The organism is Rhodococcus sp. P4_E4 (assembly GCF_056401575.1).
In genome coordinates this window covers 255,312-279,143 of record NZ_JBFUJB010000011.1, presented here as the reverse complement: position 1 = coordinate 279,143, position 23,832 = coordinate 255,312, and the positions used below count along the sequence as shown (strand labels likewise).

The 23,832-nt window shown below is 63.1% G+C and carries 25 protein-coding genes; 14 read left to right on the top strand and 11 right to left on the bottom strand.

Translation table 11 applies throughout. The features are described from left to right. Positions 1-43 precede the first annotated feature (43 nt). Complete coding sequence (locus AC1DVN_RS14780) at positions 44-913, bottom strand: alpha/beta fold hydrolase (RefSeq protein ID WP_019745379.1); 870 nt, start codon at positions 911-913, stop codon at positions 44-46. A 76-nt stretch (positions 914-989) separates the two neighbouring features. Next, complete coding sequence (locus tag AC1DVN_RS14775) at positions 990-1,898, bottom strand: IclR family transcriptional regulator (protein WP_020970849.1); 909 nt, start codon at positions 1,896-1,898, stop codon at positions 990-992. Between the two features lie 138 nt (positions 1,899-2,036). Here AC1DVN_RS14775 and AC1DVN_RS14770 point away from each other — a divergent pair, with 138 nt between their 5' ends. From AC1DVN_RS14770 to AC1DVN_RS14760, 3 genes are all read left to right on the top strand, one after another. Further along, positions 2,037-2,912, top strand: a complete 876-nt coding sequence (locus AC1DVN_RS14770) for a TIGR03619 family F420-dependent LLM class oxidoreductase (protein WP_336503691.1) — start codon at positions 2,037-2,039, stop codon at positions 2,910-2,912. 32 nt (positions 2,913-2,944) lie between these two features. After that, positions 2,945-3,436 (top strand): nuclear transport factor 2 family protein, encoded by a 492-nt coding sequence (locus tag AC1DVN_RS14765; RefSeq protein WP_003939809.1) that lies wholly within the window; start codon positions 2,945-2,947, stop codon positions 3,434-3,436. Positions 3,437-3,563: 127 nt separating this feature from the next. Then, on the top strand, positions 3,564-4,811 hold the full coding sequence (locus tag AC1DVN_RS14760; protein WP_021345600.1) for an Nramp family divalent metal transporter: 1,248 nt from the start codon (positions 3,564-3,566) through the stop codon (positions 4,809-4,811). A 56-nt stretch (positions 4,812-4,867) separates the two neighbouring features. Here the strand turns inward: AC1DVN_RS14760 and AC1DVN_RS14755 are convergent, their stop codons facing one another. Beyond that, positions 4,868-6,463 carry an acyl-CoA synthetase gene (locus AC1DVN_RS14755; protein ID WP_069145570.1) on the bottom strand — a complete coding sequence of 532 codons (1,596 nt, stop codon included), beginning with the start codon at positions 6,461-6,463 and terminating at the stop codon, positions 4,868-4,870. A 369-nt stretch (positions 6,464-6,832) separates the two neighbouring features. Between AC1DVN_RS14755 and AC1DVN_RS14750 the strand changes: the two genes are divergently transcribed. Together AC1DVN_RS14750 and AC1DVN_RS14745 are read left to right on the top strand one after the other, a co-directional pair. Continuing rightward, a complete protein-coding gene (locus AC1DVN_RS14750; protein WP_007729451.1) occupies positions 6,833-7,771 on the top strand; it encodes a 3-oxoacyl-ACP reductase in 939 nt (312 codons plus the stop codon). Positions 7,772-7,798: 27 nt separating this feature from the next. Beyond that, a complete protein-coding gene (locus AC1DVN_RS14745) occupies positions 7,799-8,542 on the top strand; it encodes an SDR family NAD(P)-dependent oxidoreductase (protein WP_019745385.1) in 744 nt (247 codons plus the stop codon). Between the two features lie 21 nt (positions 8,543-8,563). Here AC1DVN_RS14745 and AC1DVN_RS14740 read toward each other — a convergent pair whose 3' ends face one another. Continuing rightward, positions 8,564-9,469: an amidohydrolase family protein gene (locus AC1DVN_RS14740; RefSeq protein ID WP_003940342.1), complete on the bottom strand. Its 906-nt coding sequence runs from the start codon at positions 9,467-9,469 to the stop codon at positions 8,564-8,566. A gap of 125 nt (positions 9,470-9,594) precedes the next feature. Here AC1DVN_RS14740 and AC1DVN_RS14735 point away from each other — a divergent pair, with 125 nt between their 5' ends. The 3 genes from AC1DVN_RS14735 (at position 9,595) to AC1DVN_RS14725 (ending at position 12,339) form a co-directional block, all read left to right on the top strand. Next, positions 9,595-10,122, top strand: coding sequence for a nuclear transport factor 2 family protein (locus tag AC1DVN_RS14735; protein WP_019745387.1), 528 nt, complete (start codon positions 9,595-9,597; stop codon positions 10,120-10,122). Between the two features lie 4 nt (positions 10,123-10,126). Then, positions 10,127-11,260 carry an oxidoreductase gene (locus AC1DVN_RS14730; RefSeq protein ID WP_029256307.1) on the top strand — a complete coding sequence of 378 codons (1,134 nt, stop codon included), beginning with the start codon at positions 10,127-10,129 and terminating at the stop codon, positions 11,258-11,260. 80 nt (positions 11,261-11,340) lie between these two features. Continuing rightward, positions 11,341-12,339 carry an MDR family oxidoreductase gene (locus tag AC1DVN_RS14725; RefSeq protein ID WP_020909206.1) on the top strand — a complete coding sequence of 333 codons (999 nt, stop codon included), beginning with the start codon at positions 11,341-11,343 and terminating at the stop codon, positions 12,337-12,339. Between the two features lie 5 nt (positions 12,340-12,344). Here AC1DVN_RS14725 and AC1DVN_RS14720 read toward each other — a convergent pair whose 3' ends face one another. Then, entirely contained in the window at positions 12,345-12,896 is a 552-nt protein-coding gene (locus AC1DVN_RS14720) for a ribonuclease H family protein (protein ID WP_007729467.1), read from the bottom strand. Positions 12,897-12,941: 45 nt separating this feature from the next. Between AC1DVN_RS14720 and AC1DVN_RS14715 the strand changes: the two genes are divergently transcribed. The 3 genes from AC1DVN_RS14715 (at position 12,942) to AC1DVN_RS14705 (ending at position 15,172) form a co-directional block, all read left to right on the top strand. Further along, positions 12,942-13,895 carry a DNA-3-methyladenine glycosylase family protein gene (locus AC1DVN_RS14715; protein WP_019745390.1) on the top strand — a complete coding sequence of 318 codons (954 nt, stop codon included), beginning with the start codon at positions 12,942-12,944 and terminating at the stop codon, positions 13,893-13,895. Between the two features lie 17 nt (positions 13,896-13,912). Next, positions 13,913-14,563, top strand: a complete 651-nt coding sequence (locus AC1DVN_RS14710) for a pyridoxamine 5'-phosphate oxidase family protein (RefSeq protein WP_477993966.1) — start codon at positions 13,913-13,915, stop codon at positions 14,561-14,563. Positions 14,564-14,674: 111 nt separating this feature from the next. Then, positions 14,675-15,172 (top strand): hypothetical protein, encoded by a 498-nt coding sequence (locus tag AC1DVN_RS14705; protein WP_020970854.1) that lies wholly within the window; start codon positions 14,675-14,677, stop codon positions 15,170-15,172. A 7-nt stretch (positions 15,173-15,179) separates the two neighbouring features. On the opposite strand, the gene AC1DVN_RS14700 is transcribed toward AC1DVN_RS14705, so the two are convergent. From AC1DVN_RS14700 to AC1DVN_RS14680, 5 genes are all read right to left on the bottom strand, one after another. Then, a complete protein-coding gene (locus AC1DVN_RS14700; protein WP_019745393.1) occupies positions 15,180-15,569 on the bottom strand; it encodes an ArsR/SmtB family transcription factor in 390 nt (129 codons plus the stop codon). Between the two features lie 60 nt (positions 15,570-15,629). After that, on the bottom strand, positions 15,630-16,826 hold the full coding sequence (locus AC1DVN_RS14695; RefSeq protein ID WP_069145568.1) for an acetyl-CoA C-acetyltransferase: 1,197 nt from the start codon (positions 16,824-16,826) through the stop codon (positions 15,630-15,632). Between the two features lie 40 nt (positions 16,827-16,866). After that, a complete protein-coding gene (locus AC1DVN_RS14690) occupies positions 16,867-17,319 on the bottom strand; it encodes a MaoC family dehydratase (RefSeq protein WP_003940415.1) in 453 nt (150 codons plus the stop codon). A gap of 67 nt (positions 17,320-17,386) precedes the next feature. After that, the gene (locus AC1DVN_RS14685; RefSeq protein WP_003940169.1) at positions 17,387-18,133 is read right to left on the bottom strand and encodes a GntR family transcriptional regulator; all 747 of its coding nucleotides are present in this window, start codon (positions 18,131-18,133) and stop codon (positions 17,387-17,389) included. A gap of 31 nt (positions 18,134-18,164) precedes the next feature. Next, entirely contained in the window at positions 18,165-19,316 is a 1,152-nt protein-coding gene (locus tag AC1DVN_RS14680) for an acyl-CoA dehydrogenase family protein (RefSeq protein ID WP_019745395.1), read from the bottom strand. Positions 19,317-19,516: 200 nt separating this feature from the next. Between AC1DVN_RS14680 and AC1DVN_RS14675 the strand changes: the two genes are divergently transcribed. Genes AC1DVN_RS14675 through AC1DVN_RS14665 form a run of 3 tightly spaced genes read left to right on the top strand, consistent with a single transcriptional unit; the run spans position 19,517 to position 22,687 of the window. Continuing rightward, positions 19,517-20,392, top strand: a complete 876-nt coding sequence (locus tag AC1DVN_RS14675; RefSeq protein ID WP_259116637.1) for an HpcH/HpaI aldolase/citrate lyase family protein — start codon at positions 19,517-19,519, stop codon at positions 20,390-20,392. Further along, positions 20,389-21,387 (top strand): MaoC family dehydratase, encoded by a 999-nt coding sequence (locus tag AC1DVN_RS14670; RefSeq protein ID WP_477993965.1) that lies wholly within the window; start codon positions 20,389-20,391, stop codon positions 21,385-21,387. The genes AC1DVN_RS14675 and AC1DVN_RS14670 overlap by 4 nt, the downstream gene beginning before the upstream one ends. Positions 21,388-21,418: 31 nt before the next feature. Further along, the gene (locus AC1DVN_RS14665; protein WP_477993964.1) at positions 21,419-22,687 is read left to right on the top strand and encodes a CoA transferase; all 1,269 of its coding nucleotides are present in this window, start codon (positions 21,419-21,421) and stop codon (positions 22,685-22,687) included. Here AC1DVN_RS14665 and AC1DVN_RS14660 read toward each other — a convergent pair. Beyond that, positions 22,630-23,787, bottom strand: a complete 1,158-nt coding sequence (locus AC1DVN_RS14660) for an acyl-CoA dehydrogenase family protein (RefSeq protein WP_020970861.1) — start codon at positions 23,785-23,787, stop codon at positions 22,630-22,632. The two genes, AC1DVN_RS14665 and AC1DVN_RS14660, sit on opposite strands and share 58 nt — an antisense overlap. Positions 23,788-23,832: the final 45 nt, after the last annotated feature.

Sequence of the window (23,832 nt, the reverse complement as noted above, 5' to 3'; positions counted from 1 at the left end):
TGGTAGTGGGAGCTACCAAAAAGGCGCACGGGGGCGAAGCCCCTTACTTGCCTTCTGGACGCGTCAGGAATGCCAGAACGGACGCGACCCAGGCGTCACGGGCTTCGATCATCGTCCAGTGTCCGCAGTTGGGGAAGATGTGAACTTCGCCGTTGGGGATGTCGCGCATCGGCAGTATCGCCATGTCCACGGGGCTGACGCGGTCGTCGCGTCCCCAGGTCAACAGCGTCGGCGCCTTGATCTTGTTCAGCTGCGCCCAGTACGGCACGGCGGTCGACGCAGCGGCAGCCGCGCCCATGGCGGCCATGGCCTTGCTGCTGTACATCCGTCGGGCGATCTCGAGTGTCGTCGGCTCGGTGGCCAGGGCCCAGCGCTCTTCGATGAGCTGCTCGGTGACGACCGCGCGGTCGAAGACCATCGAGTGCAGCCACCGGACCAGAGCTTCGCGGGTGGGGTTGTCGGTGAACTCCATGAGAAGTTTGATGCCTTCACCGGGGCCGGGAGAGAAGGTGTTCTTGCCCATGCCGCCGATGGTGACGAGCTTGCTCACCCGGTGCGGTTCGTCGATCGCAACCTTGGTGGCGACGATGCCGCCCATGGAGTTGCCGATCATGTGGACAGGTCCGAGGCCGAGGCCGTCGAGGAACATCCCCACCGATGCCTGCGCCATCATCATCGGGTGGTCGGGGCCGGGATCGCTGACGCCGAATCCGGGGAACTCGAGAACGTAGCAGTGGAAGTGCTCCGCGAAGTCCGCGAGAACGCCGCGGTAATTACGCCAACCCGTGACACCGGGGCCCGAACCGTGCAGCAGCAGGAGCGGCGGGCCGTCGCCGGCTTCGTGGTACCGGAGCACACCGAGATCGGTCTGCAGTTCCTTCAGGGTTCCCTCGTAGCTCAGTTCAGTCGTCATGGTCCGAACGGTGCCATCAGTACCGCTGAGCTGCTATGACTCGTCCCGATCAGCGAGACAAGTCGATCAAAATACGTCAGATCCAGTGGTCGGACGACGCTGCCAGCAGGCGATCCATCGTCTCCGCCGAGAACGTATTGGTCGGAACGGGAGGCGTCTTGCGGCCGCGACGAGGAGCACCCAGTTCGGGGTACAACGTCCGCGAGACCTCGCGAGCCGCGTCGACGACCAGCGGAGCAACTCGCTCGAGCTGAGCGGTCCGCATGTCACCACACAACGCGATGCTGCCGACTGGACCCTCGTGTCCGCGAATTGCCGAAGCCACACATGCGACTCCACGCGCCGACTCCCCGCGTTCGAAGGCCAGTCCCCGACGCTGACGGATGCGGTTCAGTTCCTGATGGAGCACGGCGACGTCGGTGATGGTGTTCTCGGTGCAGCGGGGAAGAGCCGACCCGAACAGAGCGTCGACGCGCTCGGGGTCGATCCATGCCAGCATCGCCTTGCCGCCGGCCGTCGAATGAGCGAGCACTCTGCCGCCGACGCGGGACGGCAGCGCCGCGGCGAATCGTCCGCCGACCTTGTCGAGGTAGACGCTCTCGCGTCCGTCGAGCACCGACAGGTGAACGACCATGCCGGTCTGCAGGTGCAGTTCGTGCAGAAGCGGAGCTGCGGCTTCGCGGATCTGGCTGTGGCCGCCGTCGCCACCACCGAGGCCGAGCGCGCGGCGCCCGAGGCAGTAGCCGAACGATGCGTGATCGACCCAGTCCAGCTTGACGAGCTGATCGAGAATGCGGTGGACGGTGGACCGCGGCAACTGAGTGCGGCACGCGACTTCTTCCAGCGTCAGCCGCGCGGCGCGGCCGTCGAAGGCGTCGAGAATCAATGTCATCCGCTCGACCATCGACGGCGGCAGATCCTTCTTGGGTTGCCCGGCGGCGTTCTGGACGGTGGACAGTGTGTCGTTCATGTCAACGATGGTCATGGACGCCTCCCGAAAACTGGAATTGATTCTACCGACTATAACCCAGGTCACAGTTTCTGGAAAGTGAATCGGTCGTTTCGATCCCGATCAGCGGTAATTCACCCGCCGCCGCGTCGGTGGGAGCGCTATAAACGCCCGATGCACCTGGGAATCGTCACGCCGGTCCTGATTCAGCACCCGAGCACGCGTTCGGAGTGGGAGGCGAGTGCTGACATCGGCGAGATCGCCACAGTGGCTGCCACGGCGGATCGACTCGGTTTCCATCATCTGACCTGCAGTGAACACGTGGCGGTTCCCGAAGAAATTGCCACCGAACGCGGCGGAACCTATTGGGATCCGCTCGCCACGCTGGGTTACCTGGCCGCACGCACGTCGCGGATCCTCCTGGCGACGCAGGTGCTGGTACTGGGTTATCACCACCCCCTCGAGATCGCCAAGCGCTACGGAACGCTTGATCGCGTCAGCAACGGACGCCTGATACTCGGTCTCGGAGTGGGGACTCTGAAACAAGAATTCGATCTCATAAATGCTCCGTTCGTCGACCGAGGAGCACGTGCCGACGACGCTCTGGCAGCACTTCGAGCATCACTGTCGACTCCGACTCCGGAGTATCACGGCGAGTTCTACGACTACTCCGGATTTGTCGTCGAACCCCATGCCGTCCAGAAACGTGTGCCCCTCTGGATCGGCGGCCGGACCAAGAGATCGTTGCGCCGGGCCACCACACACGGCGACGGGTGGGTGCCGTTCGGGCTGCGATTCTCCGAACTGAAGGAAATGCTCGACGCCACGACACTCCCCGACGGATTCGACGTAGTGCTCCCCGCCGGTGCGCCGCTCGATCCCCTCGGCAATCGCGAATCCGCCCTTCGCGCCTTGACACGCGTCCGTGACGCCGGGGCGACCATCGCCAGTTGCTCGGTCGGCGCTCGAAGCGTCGAGCACTACTGCGAACAACTCGAAGAACTTCACCGAATCGCCCTCGCTGAGGGCTTCGCTTTCACCACCCCATGATTCGTCAACCTTCCTACACAAAGGACGTACCGATGACCGACTCGACCGCCCTGATCGAATCTCTGCTCGCCCGAGTGGAATTGCTCGAGGACAAGCTCGCGATCACCGAACTGCTGACCACGTACAGCCCTGCCGTCGACAGCGGATCAGCCGACGAGGTCGCGAACCTGTGGCTCGAGGACGGTGTCTACGACGTCGACACCGGCGCGATGCACGGCCGCGGCGAACTGCGCGCGATGGTTCACAGCGCCTCTCACCAGAACTGGATCATGAACGGCGCGGCTCACATGATGACGCCCGCGCACATCCGCATCGACGGCAACAAGGCCGTCGCGACCTGCCATTCGCAGTTGGTCATCAAGGACCCCGAGAACCCGACGGGGTTCAAGGTCCTCCGCATCACCGCGAACCGCTGGGAGCTGATCAAGACCGACGGCGAGTGGAAGGTCGAACTGCGTACCAACGCCCTCCTCGACGGCCGACCCGAGGCCCGCGCTCTCCTGGCCGCCGGGGTGACTGCCTAACCCCTGTGCGCGGTTAGGGACCCTCTGCGGTCGCTGACCGCGCACAGCTGTTGAAAGTTCGGCTCCCCGAACTCTATAGTTCACTTATTCGAACCAACAGGTCCGAGTACGTGTGACCAGGAGACCGATGAGCACCAGTACGCAAGAGCCGACGACTCCGCGCCGACGACCTACGGGAAGATCCATCGCCCTGCTCGGTCCGGCGTTCGTCGCGGCAATCGCGTACGTCGATCCGGGTAACGTCGCCGCCAACCTGACCGCCGGCGCGAAGTACGGCTATCTCCTCATCTGGGTGCTGGTACTCGCCAATGCAATGGCCGTCCTGGTGCAGTACCTGTCCGCGAAACTCGGGCTGGTCTCCGGCAGATCCTTGCCCGAAATGCTGGGTCAGCGCCTGCGTAAGAACAACCGCCGCGCCTTCTGGCTCCAGGCCGAGATGATGGCGATCGCGACCGACGTGGCCGAGGTGATCGGCGGCGCCATCGCACTCAACCTGCTCTTCAACATCCCGCTCTTCCTCGGCGGGTTGATCACCGGATGCGTGTCGATGGTGATCCTGACGATCCAAAGTCGGCGCGGACAGCGCACTTTCGAGTTCGTGGTCATGGGATTGCTGGCCATCATCACCATCGGCTTCCTGACCGGGCTCGCCTTCACCGACGTCTCCGGCAGCGAAGCGGTCGCCGGACTGGTCCCCCGCTTCGAAGGAACCGAGACCGTACTGCTCGCCGCCAGCATGCTCGGAGCAACGGTCATGCCGCACGCGATCTACCTTCACTCCGCATTGGCACGTGATCGCCACGGCCACATCAAACCCGGGCCCCGGTTGCAGCGACTACTCAAAGTCACCCGTTGGGATGTCGTCGTCGCGTTGATCATCGCCGGTGGCGTGAACATCGGCATGCTGCTTCTGGCCGCTTCGGCGCTGCGCGGAGTACCCGGCACCGACACCATCGACGGCGCGCATGCCGCGATCGAGAATTCACTCGGTCCGGGTGTAGCCGTGGTGTTTGCGATCGGACTCCTCGCCTCCGGACTCGCGTCGACCTCCGTGGGATGCGCGGCCGGCGCCGAGATCATGCATGGTCTTCTGGCCATTCGCATTCCGGTGATCACACGCCGAATCGTCACTCTCATCCCGGCACTGATCGTGCTCGGACTCGGCGTCGACCCGACGCTGGCACTCGTGCTCAGCCAAGTGGTCTTGAGCCTGTGTATCCCCTTCGCGATCATCCCGCTGGTGCGAATGACCTCGGACCCCGAACTCATGGGCGACGCGCGCAATGCCCCGTTCACGACCGTCGCGGCATGGATTGCGGCCGGCTTGATCGTTGCACTCAACGTCGCTCTGCTGGTTCTGACGGTCACAGGCTAGAGCACCGGAGCCACCCAACGCGTCCCTCACAAACGCGCTGGATGGCTCCGGCCGGACTAGGAAACTTGCTCGGCGAGAGTGACCTTGGCCCAGCGATAGTCGGCCTTTCCGCTGGGAGAACGCCTGATCGACGGAACGTTCATGACGGTGCGCGGCACTTTGTACCGAGCGACCTGCGACGCGCAATGCTCACCGATCTCGGCAGCGTCCGGGACGTCGAAACCTTCTCGGGTCGTGATGACCGCAGCGACGCGCTCACCGAACTTCGCATCCGGAATTCCCGCGACCAGAGCGTCGAGCACCGCCGGGTGACTCTTGAGTGCCTGCTCGACCTCTTCGGGGTACACCTTCTCCCCGCCGGTGTTGATGCACTGAGAACCACGCCCCAGCAGGACGATCGAGCCGTCGGCTTCCACGCGCCCGACGTCGCCGAGCACCGACATCCGCACCCCGTCGATCACCGGGAACGTAGCCGCGGTCTTGACCGGATCGTTGAAGTAACCGACCGGCACGTGACCACTGCGAGCGATGTAACCGGTCTCGGGCGATCCCGGCTCCAGCGGCCGCATCCTTTCGTCCACGACGCGGGTCTCGTCGCGAGCGGCGATGCGCATCAGGCCGTCTTCGCCGATTTCGAGATTGCCGTCGACGCCCGACTCCGAGGAGCCGAATCCGTCGCGGATCACCAGGTTCGGAAGTATCGACTTGAGCTGCTCCCGCAGTGAGAGCGAGAACAAGGCCCCGCCGGACGAGACCATGCCGACCGTACTGAGGTCGTAATCTGCTGCGTTTGCTGCCAATTCGTCTGCGAGCGGACGGGCCATCGCGTCTCCGACGACGGTGATGGAGACGGCCTTCTCACTCCCGGCGAGCTGCAGGGTCGTCTTCGCGTCGAACCGCGCCATGAGAATTGCGTTGGCGCCCATGAAGAATCCGGTGAACAGCGAGTACGACGCCGCACCGTGCATCAGGGGTGCGGTACTGAGCATGTTCATCGCGGGAACGTTCGGCACCGCGGCGAACAGAGCCTGTGCGGTCGTGTGCGGCGGACCGAACGGATTTCCGCCGGTGAGCGCCGCGAAGTAGAAGTCTTCATGACGCCACATGACACCCTTGGGCATCCCCGTCGTGCCGCCGGTGTAAATGACAAAGAGGTCGTCGTTGCTGCGGGGCGCGAAGTCACGAGTGGCGGGCTGCTCCGCGGCAGCGTCGGCAAATCGAACGACGTCGACGCCTTCGATATCGCGGACGGCTGACTCGCCGACGACAACGACGTGTTTGATGCCGGGCGCGGCCGGGAGAACCGTCTCCACGACGGAAACGAACTCCTCGTCCACGATCAGTGCCACCGACTGCGAATCGTTGTACAGGTAGGTCAGTTCGGCGTCGACGTAGCGATAGTTGACGTTGATCGGGACCGCACGAATCTTGAGGCAGCCGAGCAAACTCTCGACGAACTCGACGCTGTTGCGCATGTGCAGAGCGACGTGATCGCCCGGCCCGACACCGACACTCGCCAAGTGGCGGGCAATGCGGTTCGATCCCTCGTCCAGTTCGACGTAGGTGCGACGACGGCCATCGCACACGAGCGCCGTGCGGTCCGGAATCAGATCCGAAATGCCCTCGTACAGATCTGCCAAATTCAGTGACACTGCTGGTGCCTTCCTTGATGTCCGGCCCGGTGAATTCGGGGCCGACCGTACTGCGTTTTCGGTGAGAACTATCCGACCCTGGAGCCGACGAATGCGGCCGAGAACTGAGCGGATCGGTGGTGACGCAAACGCGTACGCGGTGGGATCGCCGCGTCGACCCAAGGTGGCATGCAGCGCTCGTGACCCAGATCACCGCTCCCGCTGAGTGAGACTGCTCCTCAGTTGGTCAAACTTCTGCTCAAAACTAGAACTAATTCTGATTTCGCTCGAATGATTTTTTCGGAAAGACTGCCGAACTCTCGACTTCAAATTAGAATGAATACTAATTTTGCTGTACCTACCCGCCAGACCGGATCGAAGGAGCACGACATGACGCAATCACTGAGCTTGGAAGGCAAAGTTGCCGCCGTCACCGGCGCCGGCGCCGGCCTGGGTCGCGCCGAAGCACTCGGACTCGCGGCTGCCGGTGCAGCCGTCATCGTCAACGACATGGGTGCAGCGGCCAACGACGTGGTCGACGAGATCAAGGCCGCAGGTGGACAGGCACTCGCCATCACCGGCGACGTCTCCGACTGGTCGCTCGGCGGGCGCATCATCGAAGAGGCTGTCAAGAACTTCGGATCCTTCGACATCCTCGTCAACAATGCAGGCATCCTGCGCGACAAGATGATCTTCAACCTGACCGAATCCGATTGGGACGACGTCATCCGCGTGCACCTCAAGGGCCACGCCGCCACCTCGCACGCAGCCGCAGTCCACTGGCGCGCAGCCAGCAAGGCAGCCGACGCACCGGTCTACGGCCGCATCATCAACACCTCTTCCGAGGCCTTCCTCTTCGGCAGCGCCGGACAGCCCAACTACTCGGCAGCCAAGGCCGGCATCACCGCTCTGACGCTCTCGAGCGCAGCAGGTCTCTCCCGCTACGGCGTCCGCACGAACGCGATCTGCCCCCGTGCCCGCACCGCCATGACGGCAGAAGCTTTCGGCGAGAACAACACCGGCGTCGTCGGCCTCGATCCGCTTGCACCCGAGCGCGTCGCGACCCTGGTCAGCTACCTCGCATCCCCCGATTCCGACGAGATCAACGGACAGGTCTTCGTCGTCTACGGCAAGATGGTGGCATTGATGGAAGCACCCAAGGTCGAGAACCGTTTCGACGCAGCCGGATCCGCGTTCACCGTCGAAGAACTCGGTGGCCAGCTCTCGTCTTACTTCTCCGGCCGTGGGCCGTACGAGACCTACGCTGCCTACAGCATCGCCGGCCTCGAAAAGATCGCACTTGCAGTCGACGAGACCGCAACAGTTTAAGCAGCACTTACGAAGAGGAGCGTTTTCATGAGGTTGAACGGCAAGGTAGCGATCGTCACCGGCGGCGCCGGTGGAATCGGTCGTGCCATCACCCGAGTCTTCGCCCGTGAAGGCGCGAAGGTCCTGTTCGTCGACATCAACGACGAGCAGGGCCAGGCCCTCGAACAAGAACTGGCCGGCTCCGGCAAGTTCCTGAACGTCGACCTTGCTGCCGCCGGTTCGGCCGAGCAGATCCGTGACGCCGCGCTCGAGGCTTTCGGCAAGCTCGACATCCTGGTGAACAACGCTCACGCATCCCGTCAGGCTCCGTTGCTCGAAACCACGCAGGACATGTTCGACTTGTCCTTCAACACCGGTTTCTACCCCGTTGTCCACCTGATGCAGGCATGCCACGACGAACTCGCGAAGACCAAGGGTTCGGTCGTCAACTTCGCATCGGGTTCAGGTTTGGACGGAATGCCCACCCAGACGTCCTACGCTGCGGCCAAGGAAGCTGTGCGAGGCCTGACGCGCGTCGTCGCCAACGAGTGGGCGCCGGAAGGCATTCGGGTCAACGTGGTCTGCCCGTTCGCCGCCACCGAAGGCGTCGTCAAGTGGCAGGAAGCCTTCCCCGAGCGCGCAGCCGCATCGGTTGCCAAGGTACCTCTCGGACGCATCGGTGATCCCGAAACCGACATCGCTCCCGTCGTGGTATTCCTGGCGAGCGAGGATTCCAAGTACATGACCGGACAGACGTTGATGGCCGACGGCGGCAGCATCAAATTGCGCTGAGCGAAATACTTCTCGGTGGGCTCAGCTCACCGAGAAGAGTTTCGCAGCGTTGTCGTGCACGACGGCTCGCAGCCATTCGTCTCCGAGATCGAAGCGCGTAACCGCTTGCAAGGCTGTGAGATACGGGTACGGAATGTTCGGGAAGTCGCTACCGAACAGAATCCGGTCCTGCATGTCGACGAGCCGTGAAACGTCTGCCTTCGGGAAGGCGCACTGCTCTTCCGTGAAATCGGTGAACGCCATGGTCGTATCCAGGCGGACGTTGCCGTAAGCCTCTGCCAGATCGAGGAATTCGCTGTACTCGGGCATCCCCATGTGGGCGACGATCAACGACAGGCGCGGGTACCGTGCGAGCAGCGAAGCAATGCGATCGGGTCCCGTGTACTCCCCCGGCGCCGGTCCCGATCCACAGTGAATCACGATGGGCGTCTCGGAGTCCTCGAGCTGACCCCAGACCTTGTCGAGCAGAGGGTCGTTCGGGTCGTAGTTTCCGACCTGGATGTGGGACTTGAAGATTCGCGCGCCCGACTCCAGGGCCTTTCCGACGTACGACGCCGCCGACTCCTCGGGATAGAACGTGGCCGTGTGCAGGCAATCAGGTGTTTGCGCGGCAAATTCGACGGCCCACTGATTGAGCCACTCGGCCATCGCGTGCTTGTGCGGGTAGATCATCGACGTGAAAGCCCGGACACCGAACTCGCGGAGACGGTGTACCCGCTCCTCCTCGGCAAGTCGGTACGCGATCGGCCATGGTCGACCGATCATCGGTCCCGCCGAATCGAAGTAGCCCCACACCTTGTCCATGACGCTCTTCGGCATGAAATGGGTATGGACGTCGATCACGCCAGGAACACCCAGCTCGCGCCAGAAAGCCCGAACCTCGGCGATCTCCTCCGGTCCGGTCGATGGGACCTCTTCGGTACACACGTCTGACACCCCTTTCGTTCGCTCGACCATACCGAGTGCCGTCGCGCTCACCGGGACAGGTCGTTGACGGCCCGCGCTGAGCACCCGAATGTGAACCCATCTTGCCGATCACCGTTGGAGGTTGAATGTCTCAGGCCGAGTCCGAAGTGGGATCGATCAGTGCCGTCGAGGAACTGCTCGCAATCGAGGAAATCAAACGTGTCTTCGCCGCGCGCCTACGCTGCATGGACACCAAGCAGTGGCACGTCTACCCAACCCTGCACACCGCAGACGTCGTCAGCGAGACGTGGGGCGGACTCCCGACAGACAAGCAACCCAAGACCGGTGACACCTCGAACCAGGTAGTGGGCATCGACAAACTCACCGCGGCAATTCGGAACATGCTCGACGGCGACATCCCCCTCACCACGGCGCACCACGCACACACTCCCGAAATCGTGCTGACCTCACCCACCACCGCAACCGGTATCTGGGCGATGGAAGACATGCTGTGGTGGAACGACGGCGAGAAAGAACTACACCTGCACGGCTACGGCCACTACCACGAGGAATACCGCAAAGAAGACGGCAAGTGGCTGATCAGCTACCGAACCCTCACCCGGCTCCGTGTCGACCAGGACCCCGGATTCTTCCGATTCATGAAAGCGCTGTGACGAAGTGACCAACCCGCTGTTCCAACCGCTCCGCATCCGTTCGCTCGAATTGTCCAACCGCATAGTCATGTCGCCGATGACGCGCACGTACTCCATCGAGGGCGTGCCTGGCCGCGACGTCGCCGACTATTACCGCCGACGCGCCGAGGGCGGTACCGGACTGATCGTCACCGAAGGCGTCGCGATCGATCACGAGACTGCTGTCGACCACGCCAACGTCCCCAACCTCCACACTCCCGCTGCTCAGGCCGGATGGCGCAAGGTAGTCGACGACGTGCACGCTGCTGGCGGCAAGATCGTGCCTCAGCTCTGGCACGTCGGGCCTCTGTGGGGCGCGATGACGCAGATGGACCCTTCGCTCAAGCCGATGCGTCCCTCGGGTGAGTGGGGTCCGCTGGGCGTCACCTCGTACTCCGCGGCCTACGTCGAACGTGCGCAGGCGAGCACCGAAGCGATGACCGAGCAGGACATCCAGGACGTCATCGACGCGTATGTCCGTAGCGCGAAGCACGCCGTCGAACTCGGCTTCGACGGTATCGCGATCCACGGCGGTCACGGCTACCTCCTCGATTCCTTCTTCTGGGAGGGCACCAACCAGCGCGACGACGCGTGGGGCGGCGACCTGGAGCGTCGAACCAAGTTCCCGGCCGCCGTCGTCGCTGCGATCCGCGCGGCCATCGGACCGGATCTGCCGATCGTCTACCGTTTCTCACAGCACAAGCAGCAGGATTTCACCGCGAAGATCGCGGAGACCCCCGAGGAGTTGGGCGTCATCCTGGGCGCGCTGGTCGACGCCGGAGTCGACGTTCTCGATGCCAGCATCAGGCGCTTCGACGTCCCCGCCTTCGAAGGCAGCGATCTCTCGCTGGCCGGCTGGGCGAAAAAATTGACCGGCGCCGTCACGATGGCCGTCGGCAGCGTCGGTATCGGAAAGTCGCTGCGGGACAGCCGTATCGAAGGCGTCGCACCTGTCGTCGACAACATCCCACAGCTCGAGGAGCGCATCGGCAGTGGAGAGTTCGATCTGATCGCGATCGGCCGTCTCCACCTCGCCGATCCGGCATTGGCGACAACCCTGCGCGACGGTAGTCCGCTGCCGGCATTCGATCGAGCGGTGCATGAAGGAAGCTTGATCTAGGGGCTCCGCCCCTGTGCGCCTTTCCGGTAGTTCGCACTACCGAAAAGGCGCACAGGGCCGAAGGCCTTTATGTTCGACCCATGACTACTTTCAACGCCTGGGTCGCCCGCGAAAGCGACGGCACCATCGACTTCGCCCCCGAAACCGTCGACGAATCCTTCCTCCCGGCAGGTGAGGTCACCATTCGCGTCGAGTATTCGAGCGTCAACTACAAGGACGCGCTCGCGGTCACCCCGAAAGGCGGGGTGGTTCGCGAGTACCCGATCGTCCCCGGCATCGACGTCGCCGGCGAGGTCATTGCCTCCGAGTCCGACGCATTCGCCCCGGGCGACAAGGTCGTCGCACATGGCTACGAGATCGGGACCGCCCGCAACGGCGGCTACGCCGAGATCGCCCGTTTGCCTGCCGAGTGGGTCGTGAAGCTCGACGGCATTTCCACCGCCGACGCTGCTGCGATCGGCACGGCAGGATTCACCGCAGCCATGAGCGTCCAAGCCATTCTGGCCAGCGGAGTGAAGCCCGCCGACGGTCCCGTCCTGGTGACGGGCGCGAGCGGCGGAGTCGGCACCGTCAGCGTCGACCTTCTGGCAAGCGCAGGCTTCGACGTGGTCGCCTCCAGCGGTAAGCCAGGCGCGGCAGACCTTCTGACGTCACTCGGTGCGTCTTCGGTGATCGGCCGGCTCCCCGAAGATCCCGACGCCAAGCCTCGCCCGCTCGGAAAATCTCAGTGGGCGGCGGCCGTCGACTGCGTCGGTGGAAAGACCCTCGCTCACGTTCTGAGCACGATCAACTACGGCGGTGTTGTGGCCGCCAGCGGTTTGACCGGCGGCGCCGCGCTGCCTACGACCGTGCTGCCGTTCATTCTCCGCGGAGTCTCACTGCTGGGCATGGACTCGGTATTGATGCCGATCGAACCCCGTCGCGCGCTGTGGGCCCGCCTGGGCTCCGACCTCACCCCACGTCATCTGAAGGAGATCACGAACCTCGTTGCCGTCCGCGACGTCGTCTCGGTGATCGATCAGGTGCGCGAAGGCAAGTACACCGGCCGGGCGCTGGTTCAGGTTGCCGACGGTTTCTGAACCGCTCAGAAAAGTGTGAACAGATCTGCCGGTTCTTCGGCCGTCGTGGACTTCTCCTTGTAAGGGGAGTTCACGGCGGTCGGTTCCTTCTTCACCGGGGCAGCAAGCGGGACCGATGCGATGTCCCCCGAGACGATGGCGCGTGCGGCTTCGCCGGCCAGCTTGTCTGCCATTTCGTTGTAATGGTTGCCGACGTGCCCGCGCACCCAACGAAAGCGCACCGGACCGACTCGATCGGTGATGGCTCGGTCGATGCTCTGCACCAGTTCCAGGTTCTTGACCGCCCCGCCGCTCGCGGTCTTCCAGCCCTTGCGCTTCCAACTCGGCAGCCATTCCGACGCGCACTTGATGGCGTACTGCGAGTCGGATTCGATGAGCAGAGGATCAGCACCGGGATGGGCGACGACGGCCTCGAAGAGCGCACGCAACTCGGCAATCTGATTGGTGCCGGACGCTTCTCCGCCGGACATGCTCGGACCCTCGTGATTGACCCACGCCCAGCCGATAGCCCCGCCGGGGTTTCGCAGACAGGATCCGTCGGTGCTCACGATGATCATGGCTCGGACAATACGTTGCGCCACCGACACACGCCTTAACGGAGGATGGACGGTGGCGATACGCTGACCTCGATGACGCCGCTATCTCCGGTCGACGAAGTCACGGTGACTTCTCAGCGACCGCTCGATGCCGCGCTGACGCTCAGCCCGCATCAGCGCGGACCCGGCGACCCCGCACATCGACGGTCAGCCGACGGAGCGATCTGGCGAGTTTCCCGCCAACTTTCGGGTCCTGTGACCTACCGCATCACGCAGTCGGATCGCCATACGGTCCGGGTACAGGCCTGGGGTCCCGGCGCCACGGAATTTCTGACCGGCGCCGAAGCTCTGCTCGGTCTCGACGACGAGGCCGAAGATTTTGCGCCCGAGCATCCCAAGCTCGCCGAAGCTCATCGACGCTTCCCTCATCTGCGCATCGGCCGCACCGGACGCGTCATGGAAGCCCTCGTTCCCGCGATCCTCGAGCAACGCGTCCACGGCATCGACGCGTTTGCCGCATGGCGCCGGCTGCTGACCAAATTCGGGGAGCGCCCACCCGGCCCCGCGCCCGACGGAATGCGAGTTCCACTCACCGCGGACCAATGGCGACGAATGCCGTCGTGGGAGTTTCATCGCGCAAATGTCGATCCCGCGAGATCCAAGACGATCGTTCAGTGCGCTCGGGTCGCCGACCGCCTCGAGCAGGCGTCATCGTTCCCCCGGGCCGAAGCGACCAAACGATTGCGAGCGGTGCCCGGCGTCGGGATCTGGACTGCCGCGGAAGTGGCTCAGCGCGCCTTCGGCGATTCGGACGCACTCTCGGTCGGCGACTACCACCTCGCTGCGGTCGTCGGCTGGTCGCTCCTGGGTGAACCGATCGACGACGCCCAGATGGTGCAGTACCTCGCTCCCCTCCAACCGCATCGATACCGTGCCGTGAGGCTTCTGCAGGTCAGCGGCCAAGCCGTCAAACCCAAGTTCGGTCCGCGAACTGCCGTTGCCGACCACCGCTGGCACTGAGCACCAGGAGATAAAGAATGTCGACCCGATACGCACACATCGCCTTCTCCCCCGCTGCGGTGGAGCGTCAGCGGTCGACCGGGAGTTTCACCGTCTACGGTTCAAAGCTCGATCAGCCCGACGAAGGTCCGATGGAATTCGATTTCCGCGCTCAGGGATTCGTGAAATCCGTGGATTCCTTCTTCATGTCCACGGTGACGCCCGATGGTTGGCCGTATGTCCAACATCGCGGCGGACCGCGCGGATTCCTGCATGTGTTGGGCCCGAATCGAATCGGATTCGCCGATCTCCCCGGCAATCAGCAATTCGTGACGCTCGGCAATCTGGAAGAGAACAATCGCATCTCGCTGTTCGTCATCGATTACCCGACGCGAACGAGATTGAAGATCTACGGGCGTGCACACGTGATCGAAGCGGACGAGGACCCTGAACTGCTGCAACAACTCTTGCAGGCCCCCGGCGGCACCATGACAGCAAAAGCGCAGCGCTCCATCGTCGTCGAGGTCGAAGCGTTCGACTGGAACTGCAGTCGAAACATCACACCTCGCTTCGACAAGGAGCGCATGGACGAATCCCTCGCTCTGGCACGCCAACCCCTGCAAGCCGAGGTCGATCGGCTTACTGCCGAGGTCGAAGAATTGCGCGCGCGGTTGTCGAAAAACGAATGAGACTGGGCGGTTTCAGGGCCCCCGGAGTCGGGTAGCCACCAAACACGGCCCGTCGCGCGGAGACGACGGGTCCCGTTGTGCCCGAGGAGGTCCGCACGATCGATCCAGACGGTGGAGTTCAGGCTGACGAACTGCACCGCCACCATTCACGACTGGTTCCACACAGACAGATTGGCCGTCCCCATGAAACTGTCCCGAACTCTCACCATGTCCGTTCTCGTCGTCGCCGCTGTCGGCGCCGGAGCCGGCACCGCGGTCGCAGCGCCCCCGAATGCGGGCTTCGATCCGTCCCAACCCCTATTGACCCCGACCGCCGAGTCGAACAGCCAGGCGGCGTTGATGCTCTTCCCCGGTAACGATCCGAAGCAAGCCGCGTTCGACACGATGGCCAACGAGGTCAATATCGGCTGGAACAACGGCGGCGTGCAGTCGACGCTCATCGGAGCCAACCTCGGCGTCGGAATCGGCTGCCTGTCGATCTTCCCGAACTTCATCGCCGGCTGCATCGTCGGTGGAGTCATCGGCACGGTTGCCGGAGTCGGCGCGGGAATCACCAACGGAAACCCGAACGCTGCGCCGGCCGTCGAGAAGTTCTTCGCGACTCCTTGAGAGACGCTCAGCTGTGCGTGTGCCCGGGGGTGGGTGTCTCGTCGTGAAAATGTGTGGCGCCGATCGAATGCAACAGCTGGTGAACGGTGTCGTCTGCCAGTTGGTATCGCATCGATCGGCCGTCGCGCGTCGCGCTCACCCACCCCTGGCTACGCAGTAGCCGCAGCGCATGTGAGACGGCTGTGCCGCTCATCCCCAGCGCCACGGACAGATCCGTGACGCAGATACCCGGTGCGTGGTGAAGGCAGAGCAACAGACGCAGACGGTTGGCGTCGGAGAGAAGCTCGAAGCGACCGGACCAACTGGTGACATCGAGACCCTCGAGTGCAGCCCTGGCGCGACGAACATCCTCGACGCTCAGCGCGCCACTGGTGTCTGCTGCGCCTGCATTCGTCAACCGACTGCCTCCGTAGAACTTCCGATCCCCCGCCGCAAGTGTACCCAGAAGCGAACCTCGTCAGGCAGACTCCACCACGGCTGCCATGCCCTGGCCACCGCCGATACACATGGTCAACAGCGCTTTTCCGCCGCCGCGACGGCCGAGTTCGTGAAGCGCGGTTGTTGCCATACGCGCACCCGTCGCTCCCACGGGGTGCCCGAGCGAGATGCCGGAACCGTTGACGTTCAGTCGATCGAGGTCCTCGAAGCCCCATTCCTTCACTACGCCGAGAACCTGGCACGCAAACGCCTCGTTCAGCTCGACCAGATCGAAGTCGGCAAAGCCTGCCCCTGTGCGAGCAAACAGTTTCGAGACGGCGGCAACCGGTCCGAGGCCCATCAGCGCCGGTTCACAACCGGCCGCGGCCCAACTGTCGAGGAACCCGATGGGTTCCAGCCCCAGCTCGTCCAGGCGATCCTCGGCGACCACCAACATCGCTGCCGCAGCGTCATTCTGTTGGCTGGCGTTACCGGCGGTCACGACGCCTCCCTCGGACACCGCACGCAGCCGTGCCAGGGTTTCGAGTGAGGTATCCGGACGGATCCCCTCGTCAGCACGAAACTGTGTGACGTTCCCTTTTCGATCCGTCAGTTCGACGGCGACGATTTCGGCATCGAATCGGCCGGATTCTCTTGCCAGTGTAGCTTTTCGGTGACTCTCGACGGCGAAGGCGTCCGACTCTTCCCGCGTGATCCCGCAGCGTGTCGCGACGTTCTCGGCCGTTTCGATCATTCCGCTGATCCGGCCGAAACGCCACTCGGGTTGCGAGCGCTCTCGACCACGATCGAGGCGGTCGAACAGTTGCAGCCCACCGGATTTGGTGCCCCACCGCGCTCCGGTGGTGTAATGCTCGATCCCGCTCATCGATTCGACGCCGCCCGCGAGAACCACGTCGGCAGCACCCGTCTGGACCATCATGGCCGCGGTAACGATGGCCTGCAGACCCGTTCCGCATCGGCGATCCGTCTGGAAGCCGGCTACCGAAATCGGCAACCCGGCCTCGAGCGCCGCCCACCTTCCGATGCACGGTGCTTCCGAATTGGCATACGACTGCCCCATCGCGACGTCGTCGATGCGGGACGGATCGATTCCGCTACGACGCACGGTCTCCTTGACGACAGTGGCAGCCAAACTTTCCGCAGGCACGTCACGAAGTGCCCCTCCGAAACGGCCCACCGCGGTTCTGACCGGCGCGACCAATGCTGCTCGTTTCACAACTGACCTCGAATTTCGTTCTGGAAGAATGGAAAAGGATTCAGGAGACCAACAGGCGCACGGTATCCGCCACCAGCGCAGGTTTACCTGCTCCTTCGATTTCGATCGTGTACCGCACGACAATCGTCGCGCCCTTCGCGGTGCGCTCGAAGGAAAGAATCTCCGCACCTGCCCGCACCGAAGAACCGACCTTGACCGGTTCGGGGAATCGCACCTTGTTGCTGCCGTAGTTCACGGTCATGGAGATTCCGTCGACACGCATCACCTGAGCGCCGAGCACCGGCAACAACGAAAGAGTCAGATAGCCGTGGGCGATGGTGCCGCCGTACGGACCCTGCGCTGCGCGCTCGGGATCCACGTGAATCCACTGGTGATCCTCGGTGGCGTCGGCGAACTTGTCGATCCGATCCTGTGTGACCGGGAACCACGCGCTGTAGCCCAAGTGCTCACCGACAGCCGTCTCAACTTCGTCGATTCCGTTGAAAATTCGCATAGTTCTCTCCTGAAAGGTGTTGAACAGCAAAGAAAAGTGCAGCGTTAATGTGCGCCCCGGCGCAGCGCTAATGTGCGCCGCGGCGCAGCGTGACCCGATACGTGTACTGCTCCGGCAAGAAATAGCTCACCGACAACTCGTTGGCAACGCCCTGGGCGTTGGAGTACAAACGGTCCACCCGCAACATGGCGTGGCCGATCTCGCAATCGACGTCCCTGGCAACGTCTGCCGTTGCCGGGGACACCGTGATCGATTGTGCTGCTTCGACAATCGGACTGTCGATCAGCGGTTCCAGCAGGCCGATCACCGTATTGGCGCTCACCGCACCGGCCGCCATGGCGGGCAGGTCGATGATCTGCCGCGCGATCGCCTCCGGCAGATGCGCCGTCGTCTGCACGAACGGAACTCCCTCGTGTATCCGTCGGAAGACCACGGTGTACACGACGTCGGTGTCGAGCCGAAGCCGACTGGCCGCCTCGATGTCCACGCGCCGTTGCAGCGGTGACACCACTTCCATCGTCGTGTCCCGCGAAAGGTTCATGAGATCTTCGATGGATCCGAGATGACGGAGATAGCGGCCGCTGTTCTCGGTCACGAAAGTCCCGCGCCCGGGTACTCGGTACACGATGCCCTCGGCAACAAGATCGTGAAAGGCTCGGCGGACCGTCTGCCGACTCACGCCGTGATGCTGCGCCAGTTCGGATTCGGTGGGCAGTTGAATGCCGTCGCGGTAGGTACCGGCAGAGATCTGCTGACGAAGCTCACGAGAGAGGCGTTGGTACGCCGGCTCCGTCTCTCTTTCCTTACCGCTCATAGCGACATGATCCTACTTGCTCACCGGTCCGTCACAGACCGCCGCGGGCAACCAGCTGCGAAACGATCACGTTGCGCTGAATTTCGTTGGTTCCCTCCCCGACGATCATCAGTGGCGCATCACGGAAATACCGCTCGACGTCGTACTCCGTCGAGTAGCCGTAACCGCCGTGGATGCGGACGGCGGACAACGCGATTTCCATCGCCACTTCGGAGGCGTACAGCTTGGCCATGCCTGCCTCCATGTCGCACCGCTCGCCGCTGTCGTACATCTGTGCCGCGTGCCACGTCAGCTGCCGTGCGGCCGTCAGCTTCGTTGCCATGTCGGCGAGGTAGTTGCCGATCGACTGGTGCTTCCAGATCGGCTGGCCGAAGCTCTCGCGCTGCTGCGCGTACGCAAGTGAATCCTCGAGTGCAGCCGTGGCGACGCCCAGTGCACGGCAAGCCACCTGGATACGGCCGGTCTCGAGCCCCTTCATCATCTGCCCGAAACCCTTTCCGGGAGTGCCGCCCAGAATGGCCGACTCGGCGATGCGGTAATTGTCGAAGGACAGTTCACAGCTCTCGACGCCCTTGTATCCGAGCTTCGGGAGGTCGCGGGACACGGTCAGCCCTTCGCCGTGCTCGACGAGAACAATCGAGATGCCCGCATGACGAGGGCTTGCGCTTGGATCGGTCTTGCACAGCAATGCGATCACGCCGGATCGGCGGGCATTGGTGATCCATGTCTTGGCGCCGTTGACGACCAGATCAGTGCCGTCGCTCTTGGCGTTGGTCGTCATGGCCTGCAGATCGGAGCCACCGCCGGGCTCGGTGAGGGCCATCGTTGCCCGGATCTCGCCGGTTGCCATTCGCGGCAGGTACTTCACCTTCTGCTCTTCGGTACCGAACAGCGAGATGAGCTTGGCAACCACTGTGTGTCCGCCCATCGCTCCTGCCAGGGACATCCATCCGCGCGACAGTTCCTGCGTCACCTGCGCATAACAGGGCATGGACACCGGCGATCCGCCGTACTCCTCGGGAATCGCGAGGCCGTAGATCCCGATCTGCTTCATCTGATCGATCCACTTCTCGGGATACTCGTTCGCGTGCTCCACCTCCTGGACCGTGGGCTTGACCTCTCGGTCGACGAACCGGCGCACGGTTTCGATCAGGAATGTCTCTTCGTCGTTGAGCTTGAGCATGAATCCGCCTCGACTTGAAATAAGTTTGTACGGCCATATTTCGATATTGTTCGCGCAATGTCAATACCGCGCCTTGACATCGATACGCAGCAACTGCCAGCATCGAGGCAGTTCGCTGCACATCGACGCCGTTCACGGCAGCACATCTATTTCGCAACTGGCCGTACATTTGATCACCAGATCGAGGTAATCGACACACTATGGACGAGAACCACTACCGCGCGACCAGACGCCGCGCGTCCCTGGTCGCTCCGGGTTCAGACGAGCGCAAGGCCCGCAAGGCACTCTCTTCGAACGCAGACGAGGTGATTCTCGACCTCGAAGATGCCGTCACTTCGGCGAACAAGGACCTGGCGCGAACCCTCGTGAGCTCCTTGGTGCACGAGTTCGGTAAGGCGCGCACCATCTCGGTCCGAATCAACGGCCTCACCACACCATGGGCCCGCGACGACCTGATCGCCTGCGGCACCCTCGGAGAATCGCTGACGAGCGTGATCGTCCCGAAGGTCGAGTCCGCCGACGAACTCCTCGAGGCCGAGCACATCCTCTTCGCTGCCGGTGGGCACCACACCACCCTGCAAGCCCTGATCGAAACTCCGCTCGGCGTCCAGAATGCCGACTCCATCGCCCGCGCGACTCCTCGTCTGCAGGCCGCGATCATCGGATACGCAGATCTCGGTGCAGCGCTGGGTCGCTCACGCTCGGCACTGCCCGAACACTGGCTTGCCGTCCAGGACAGAATCCTGATCGCCTGCCGCGCAGCCGGCGTCGCCGCCATCGACGGACCCTTTCTCGGCATCACCGACGACGACGCCTTCCGCCGCGCCGCGCACTGGACCAGCGCTCTCGGGTTCGACGGTAAATGGGTCATCCACCCGGCGCAGATCGACTCGGCCACTACCGCATTCACTCCTTCGGACGACGCCGTCAATGACGCCAGACGGGTGTTGACCGCACTCGAAGAAGCCGAAACCCTGGGTTCCGGCGCCGCCCAGCTCGACGGCCAAATGCTCGACGAAGCAGTGGCCGTGGCAGCGCGTCGTACGCTTGCCCGAGCCGAAGGAGTCACCGTATGAGCGAGCACTACGTAGGAGGACCGTACTTCGACGAACTCACCCACGGTCAGATCTTCGACGAAGCACCAGCGGTGACGTTGACCAGTGGACTCGCCGCCTCCCATCAGGCGATCCTCGGTGACCGCATGCGCTTGCCTCTCGACGCACACTTGTCGTCGAGCGTCACAGGTTCCGCTGCACCAGTGGCGAATCCAGGACTGGTCACCGACGTCGCCATCAGCCAGTCAACCGTGGTCACACACCACGTCAAGGCAAACCTCTTCTACCGCGGACTGCGATTCCACCGTTTCCCGGCACTCGGTGACACCCTGTACACGCGCACCGAGGTTGTCGGTCTGCGCGAGAACTCGGCCAAGCCGGGACGCGGCGCCACCGGACTTGCCGCGCTACGGATGACGTCTGCTGATCAGAATGGCAACACGGTCCTCGACTTCTATCGCTGCGCCATGCTCCCCCTGAGCCCCGACCCGATCGAGACGAGAACTCGCCACGCCGACGACCTCTCCGTGATCGGTCCGTCCGAACCTGCGCCGTACGTATCACCTGACGGTTGGGACCTCGACACATATCGAGATCGGGTACCCGGCAGGCACTTCGATTCCGACTTGGTGGGCTCCGTCTTCCACAGCAGCGGCGACGTCGTCTCCAGTGCACCCGAACTTGCCCGGCTGAGCTTGAACATCGCAGCGACGCACCACGACGATCGCGTCGGCGCCCACGGTCGCCTCGTCTACGGCGGCCACACCATCGGAATTGCACTTGCCCAGGCAACTCGCGCTCTGCCCAACGTGGTGACGGTTCTCGGATGGCACTCGTGCGATCACACCGGGCCCGTTCACGAGGGCGATACCCTCACGAGCGAACTGCACGTCGAAAGTTCGTCGCCCCTTGAACACGGAACCGCAATGCAACTGCGTTCACTCGTGTTCTCCCACAATGCTTCTGCAACACAGACTCCGGTTCTCGACTGGCGTTTCACCGTGTTGATGGCATGATCGCACACTCATCTACCACGGAGGACCACAGATGACTCAGACCCAAGGCCCGCTGTCCGGGCTTCGCGTCGTCGAGGTCTCGAGCTTTGTCGCCGCGCCCCTGTGCGGACTGACTCTCTCCCAGCTCGGCGCCGAGGTGATCCGCATCGACCCGATCGGAGGTGCCTCCGATTACAAACGCTGGCCCGTCACCGACACGGGTGAAAGCATCTACTGGACCGGACTCAACAAAGGCAAACGGTCACTGTCAGTGGACATGCGCGCCGAGCGCGGTCAAGAACTGATTCGCCAACTCGTCACGGCTCCGGGACCTGGCGGCGGAATCCTGGTCACCAATGCCGGCGGTCGCACCTGGATGAGCCACGACTCCCTGGCCCAGTTGCGTAGCGACGTCATCACCCTCGAGGTTCTCGGACGCCGCGACGGCAGCCCCGGGGTCGATTACACGGTCAACGCCGCGTTGGGATTTCCACAGATCACCGGCCCCGCCGACTACGCCGGAGTTGTCAACCACGCACTGCCCGCCTGGGACGTCGCCTGCGGGCTCTACGCCGCTCTGTCGATCACTGCCGCAGTGCGCCAACGTGACTCGACCGGACACGGCACGCAGATCACGCTGCCACTCGAAGACGTCGCATTGGCCACCGCGGGAACCCTCGGCTACCTCACCGAAGTCCAAGTGAACGGTCGCAGTCGCGAGTCCGGCGGAAACGCCGTCTACGGCACGTACGGAATCGATTTCGTCTCCCGCGACAACGAACGGTTCATGATCGTTGCACTCACTACCCGCCATTTCCGCGACCTTGCGTCGGTCACCGGCACCACGGCGGCTGTCGACGCTGTCGAAGCTGCACTCGGAGCCGACTTCTCCACCGAAGCAGACCGCTACCGTCATCGAGAGGTACTCACTGCTCTGTTCTCACATTGGTTCCGGGAACACAGCGGCGCCGAGATCGCTGCAGCGCTGGACACATCGTCGGTTCTGTTCGAGAGGTACCGCAGTTTCGATGAAGTGGTGAATTCCGGTGAACTGGAGAAGAACCCGATGTTCTCCGCACTCGATCAGCCTCGAATCGGAAGTTATCTGGCTGCCGCGAACCCAGCCTCGTTCGACGGCGCACACCTGAGCACCGGACCGGCCTCCGAGGTCGGCGGCGATTCGATTGCGGTGCTCGCGGATGTCCTCGGAACCACTGCTGATCAGAACAAATGTTCCGAGGCCGAAAACATGTCGAGAGTGCGTCAGAGACCAAGATCCTTCGCGATGATGGTCTTCATGACTTCACTTGTGCCACCGTAGATTCGTGTGACACGCGTGTCTGCGTAAAGACGCGCGATGGGATACTCGGTGATGTAGCCGTACCCGCCGTGCAATTGGAGGCACTTGTCGATAACTCGACCTGCTGCCTCGGTGCAGAACAGTTTCGCCTTCGCGGCGTCGGGAATCGTCAGAGTGCCGCGGTCATGACATTCGAGTGCGTTGTCGGACACCAGCTGGATGGCATCAACCTCGGTAGCACATTCGGCCAGAACGAATTTGGTGTTCTGGAATGCCGCGACGGGCTTACCGAACACCTTGCGGTCTTTGACGTAGTCGATGGCAAAGCGAAGCGCTGCACTGGCAGTGGCGGCCGCTCCGAAAGCGATGGTCAACCGCTCCTGAGCCAGGTTGTGGGTCAGATAGCTGAATCCGTCGCCCTCTTCTCCGAGCCGGTCCTCGACGGGCACCTGTACGTCGACAAACGAAAGCTCCGCAGTGTCGGAGGTCTTGAGACCGATCTTGTTGATCTTGCGCCCCACCGAGTATCCGGGCGACGACGTGTCGACCACCAGGATCGACAACCCGGTGCGTCGGTTCTCCGCTGTGCTCGGCGCGGTGCGGCACACTACCAGGACGCGATCGGCAAGTACCCCGCCGGTGATGAACGTCTTGGAACCATTGACCACGTAGTGCGTACCGTCCTCCGACAGCTTGGCCGTCGTCGCGATGTTCGCCAGATCCGACCCTGTTCCCGGTTCGGTCATCGCAATCGCGAACATCAGATCGCCGGAGGCGAAGCCCGGCAACCAGCGGCTCTTCTGCTCGTCGTTCGCGTACTCGAGCAGGTAGGGCAGGATCAGGTTCGTATGCACCGACTGCGAGCCGAAAGACGCCCCGGCGGCAGCAACCTCCTCAGCGACGACGACGTTGAACTTGAGCGACTTCTCGCCGCCTCCGCCGTATTCCTCCGGCACCTGAATTCCGAGTACGCCAAGCTCTCCGAGTCGTCGGTAGAAGTCACGGGGCGGGTGACCGTCCTCTTCCCACTTCTCGTGGACCGGGGTTACTTCCTTCGCGATGAAATCGCGGACGGTAGCCCGGAATGCCTCGTGATCCTCGTTGAACACGGTGCGCTGCATGTATGAACTCCAGTCGGTCAAGGGAACAGGGTGATCCTGATCTCA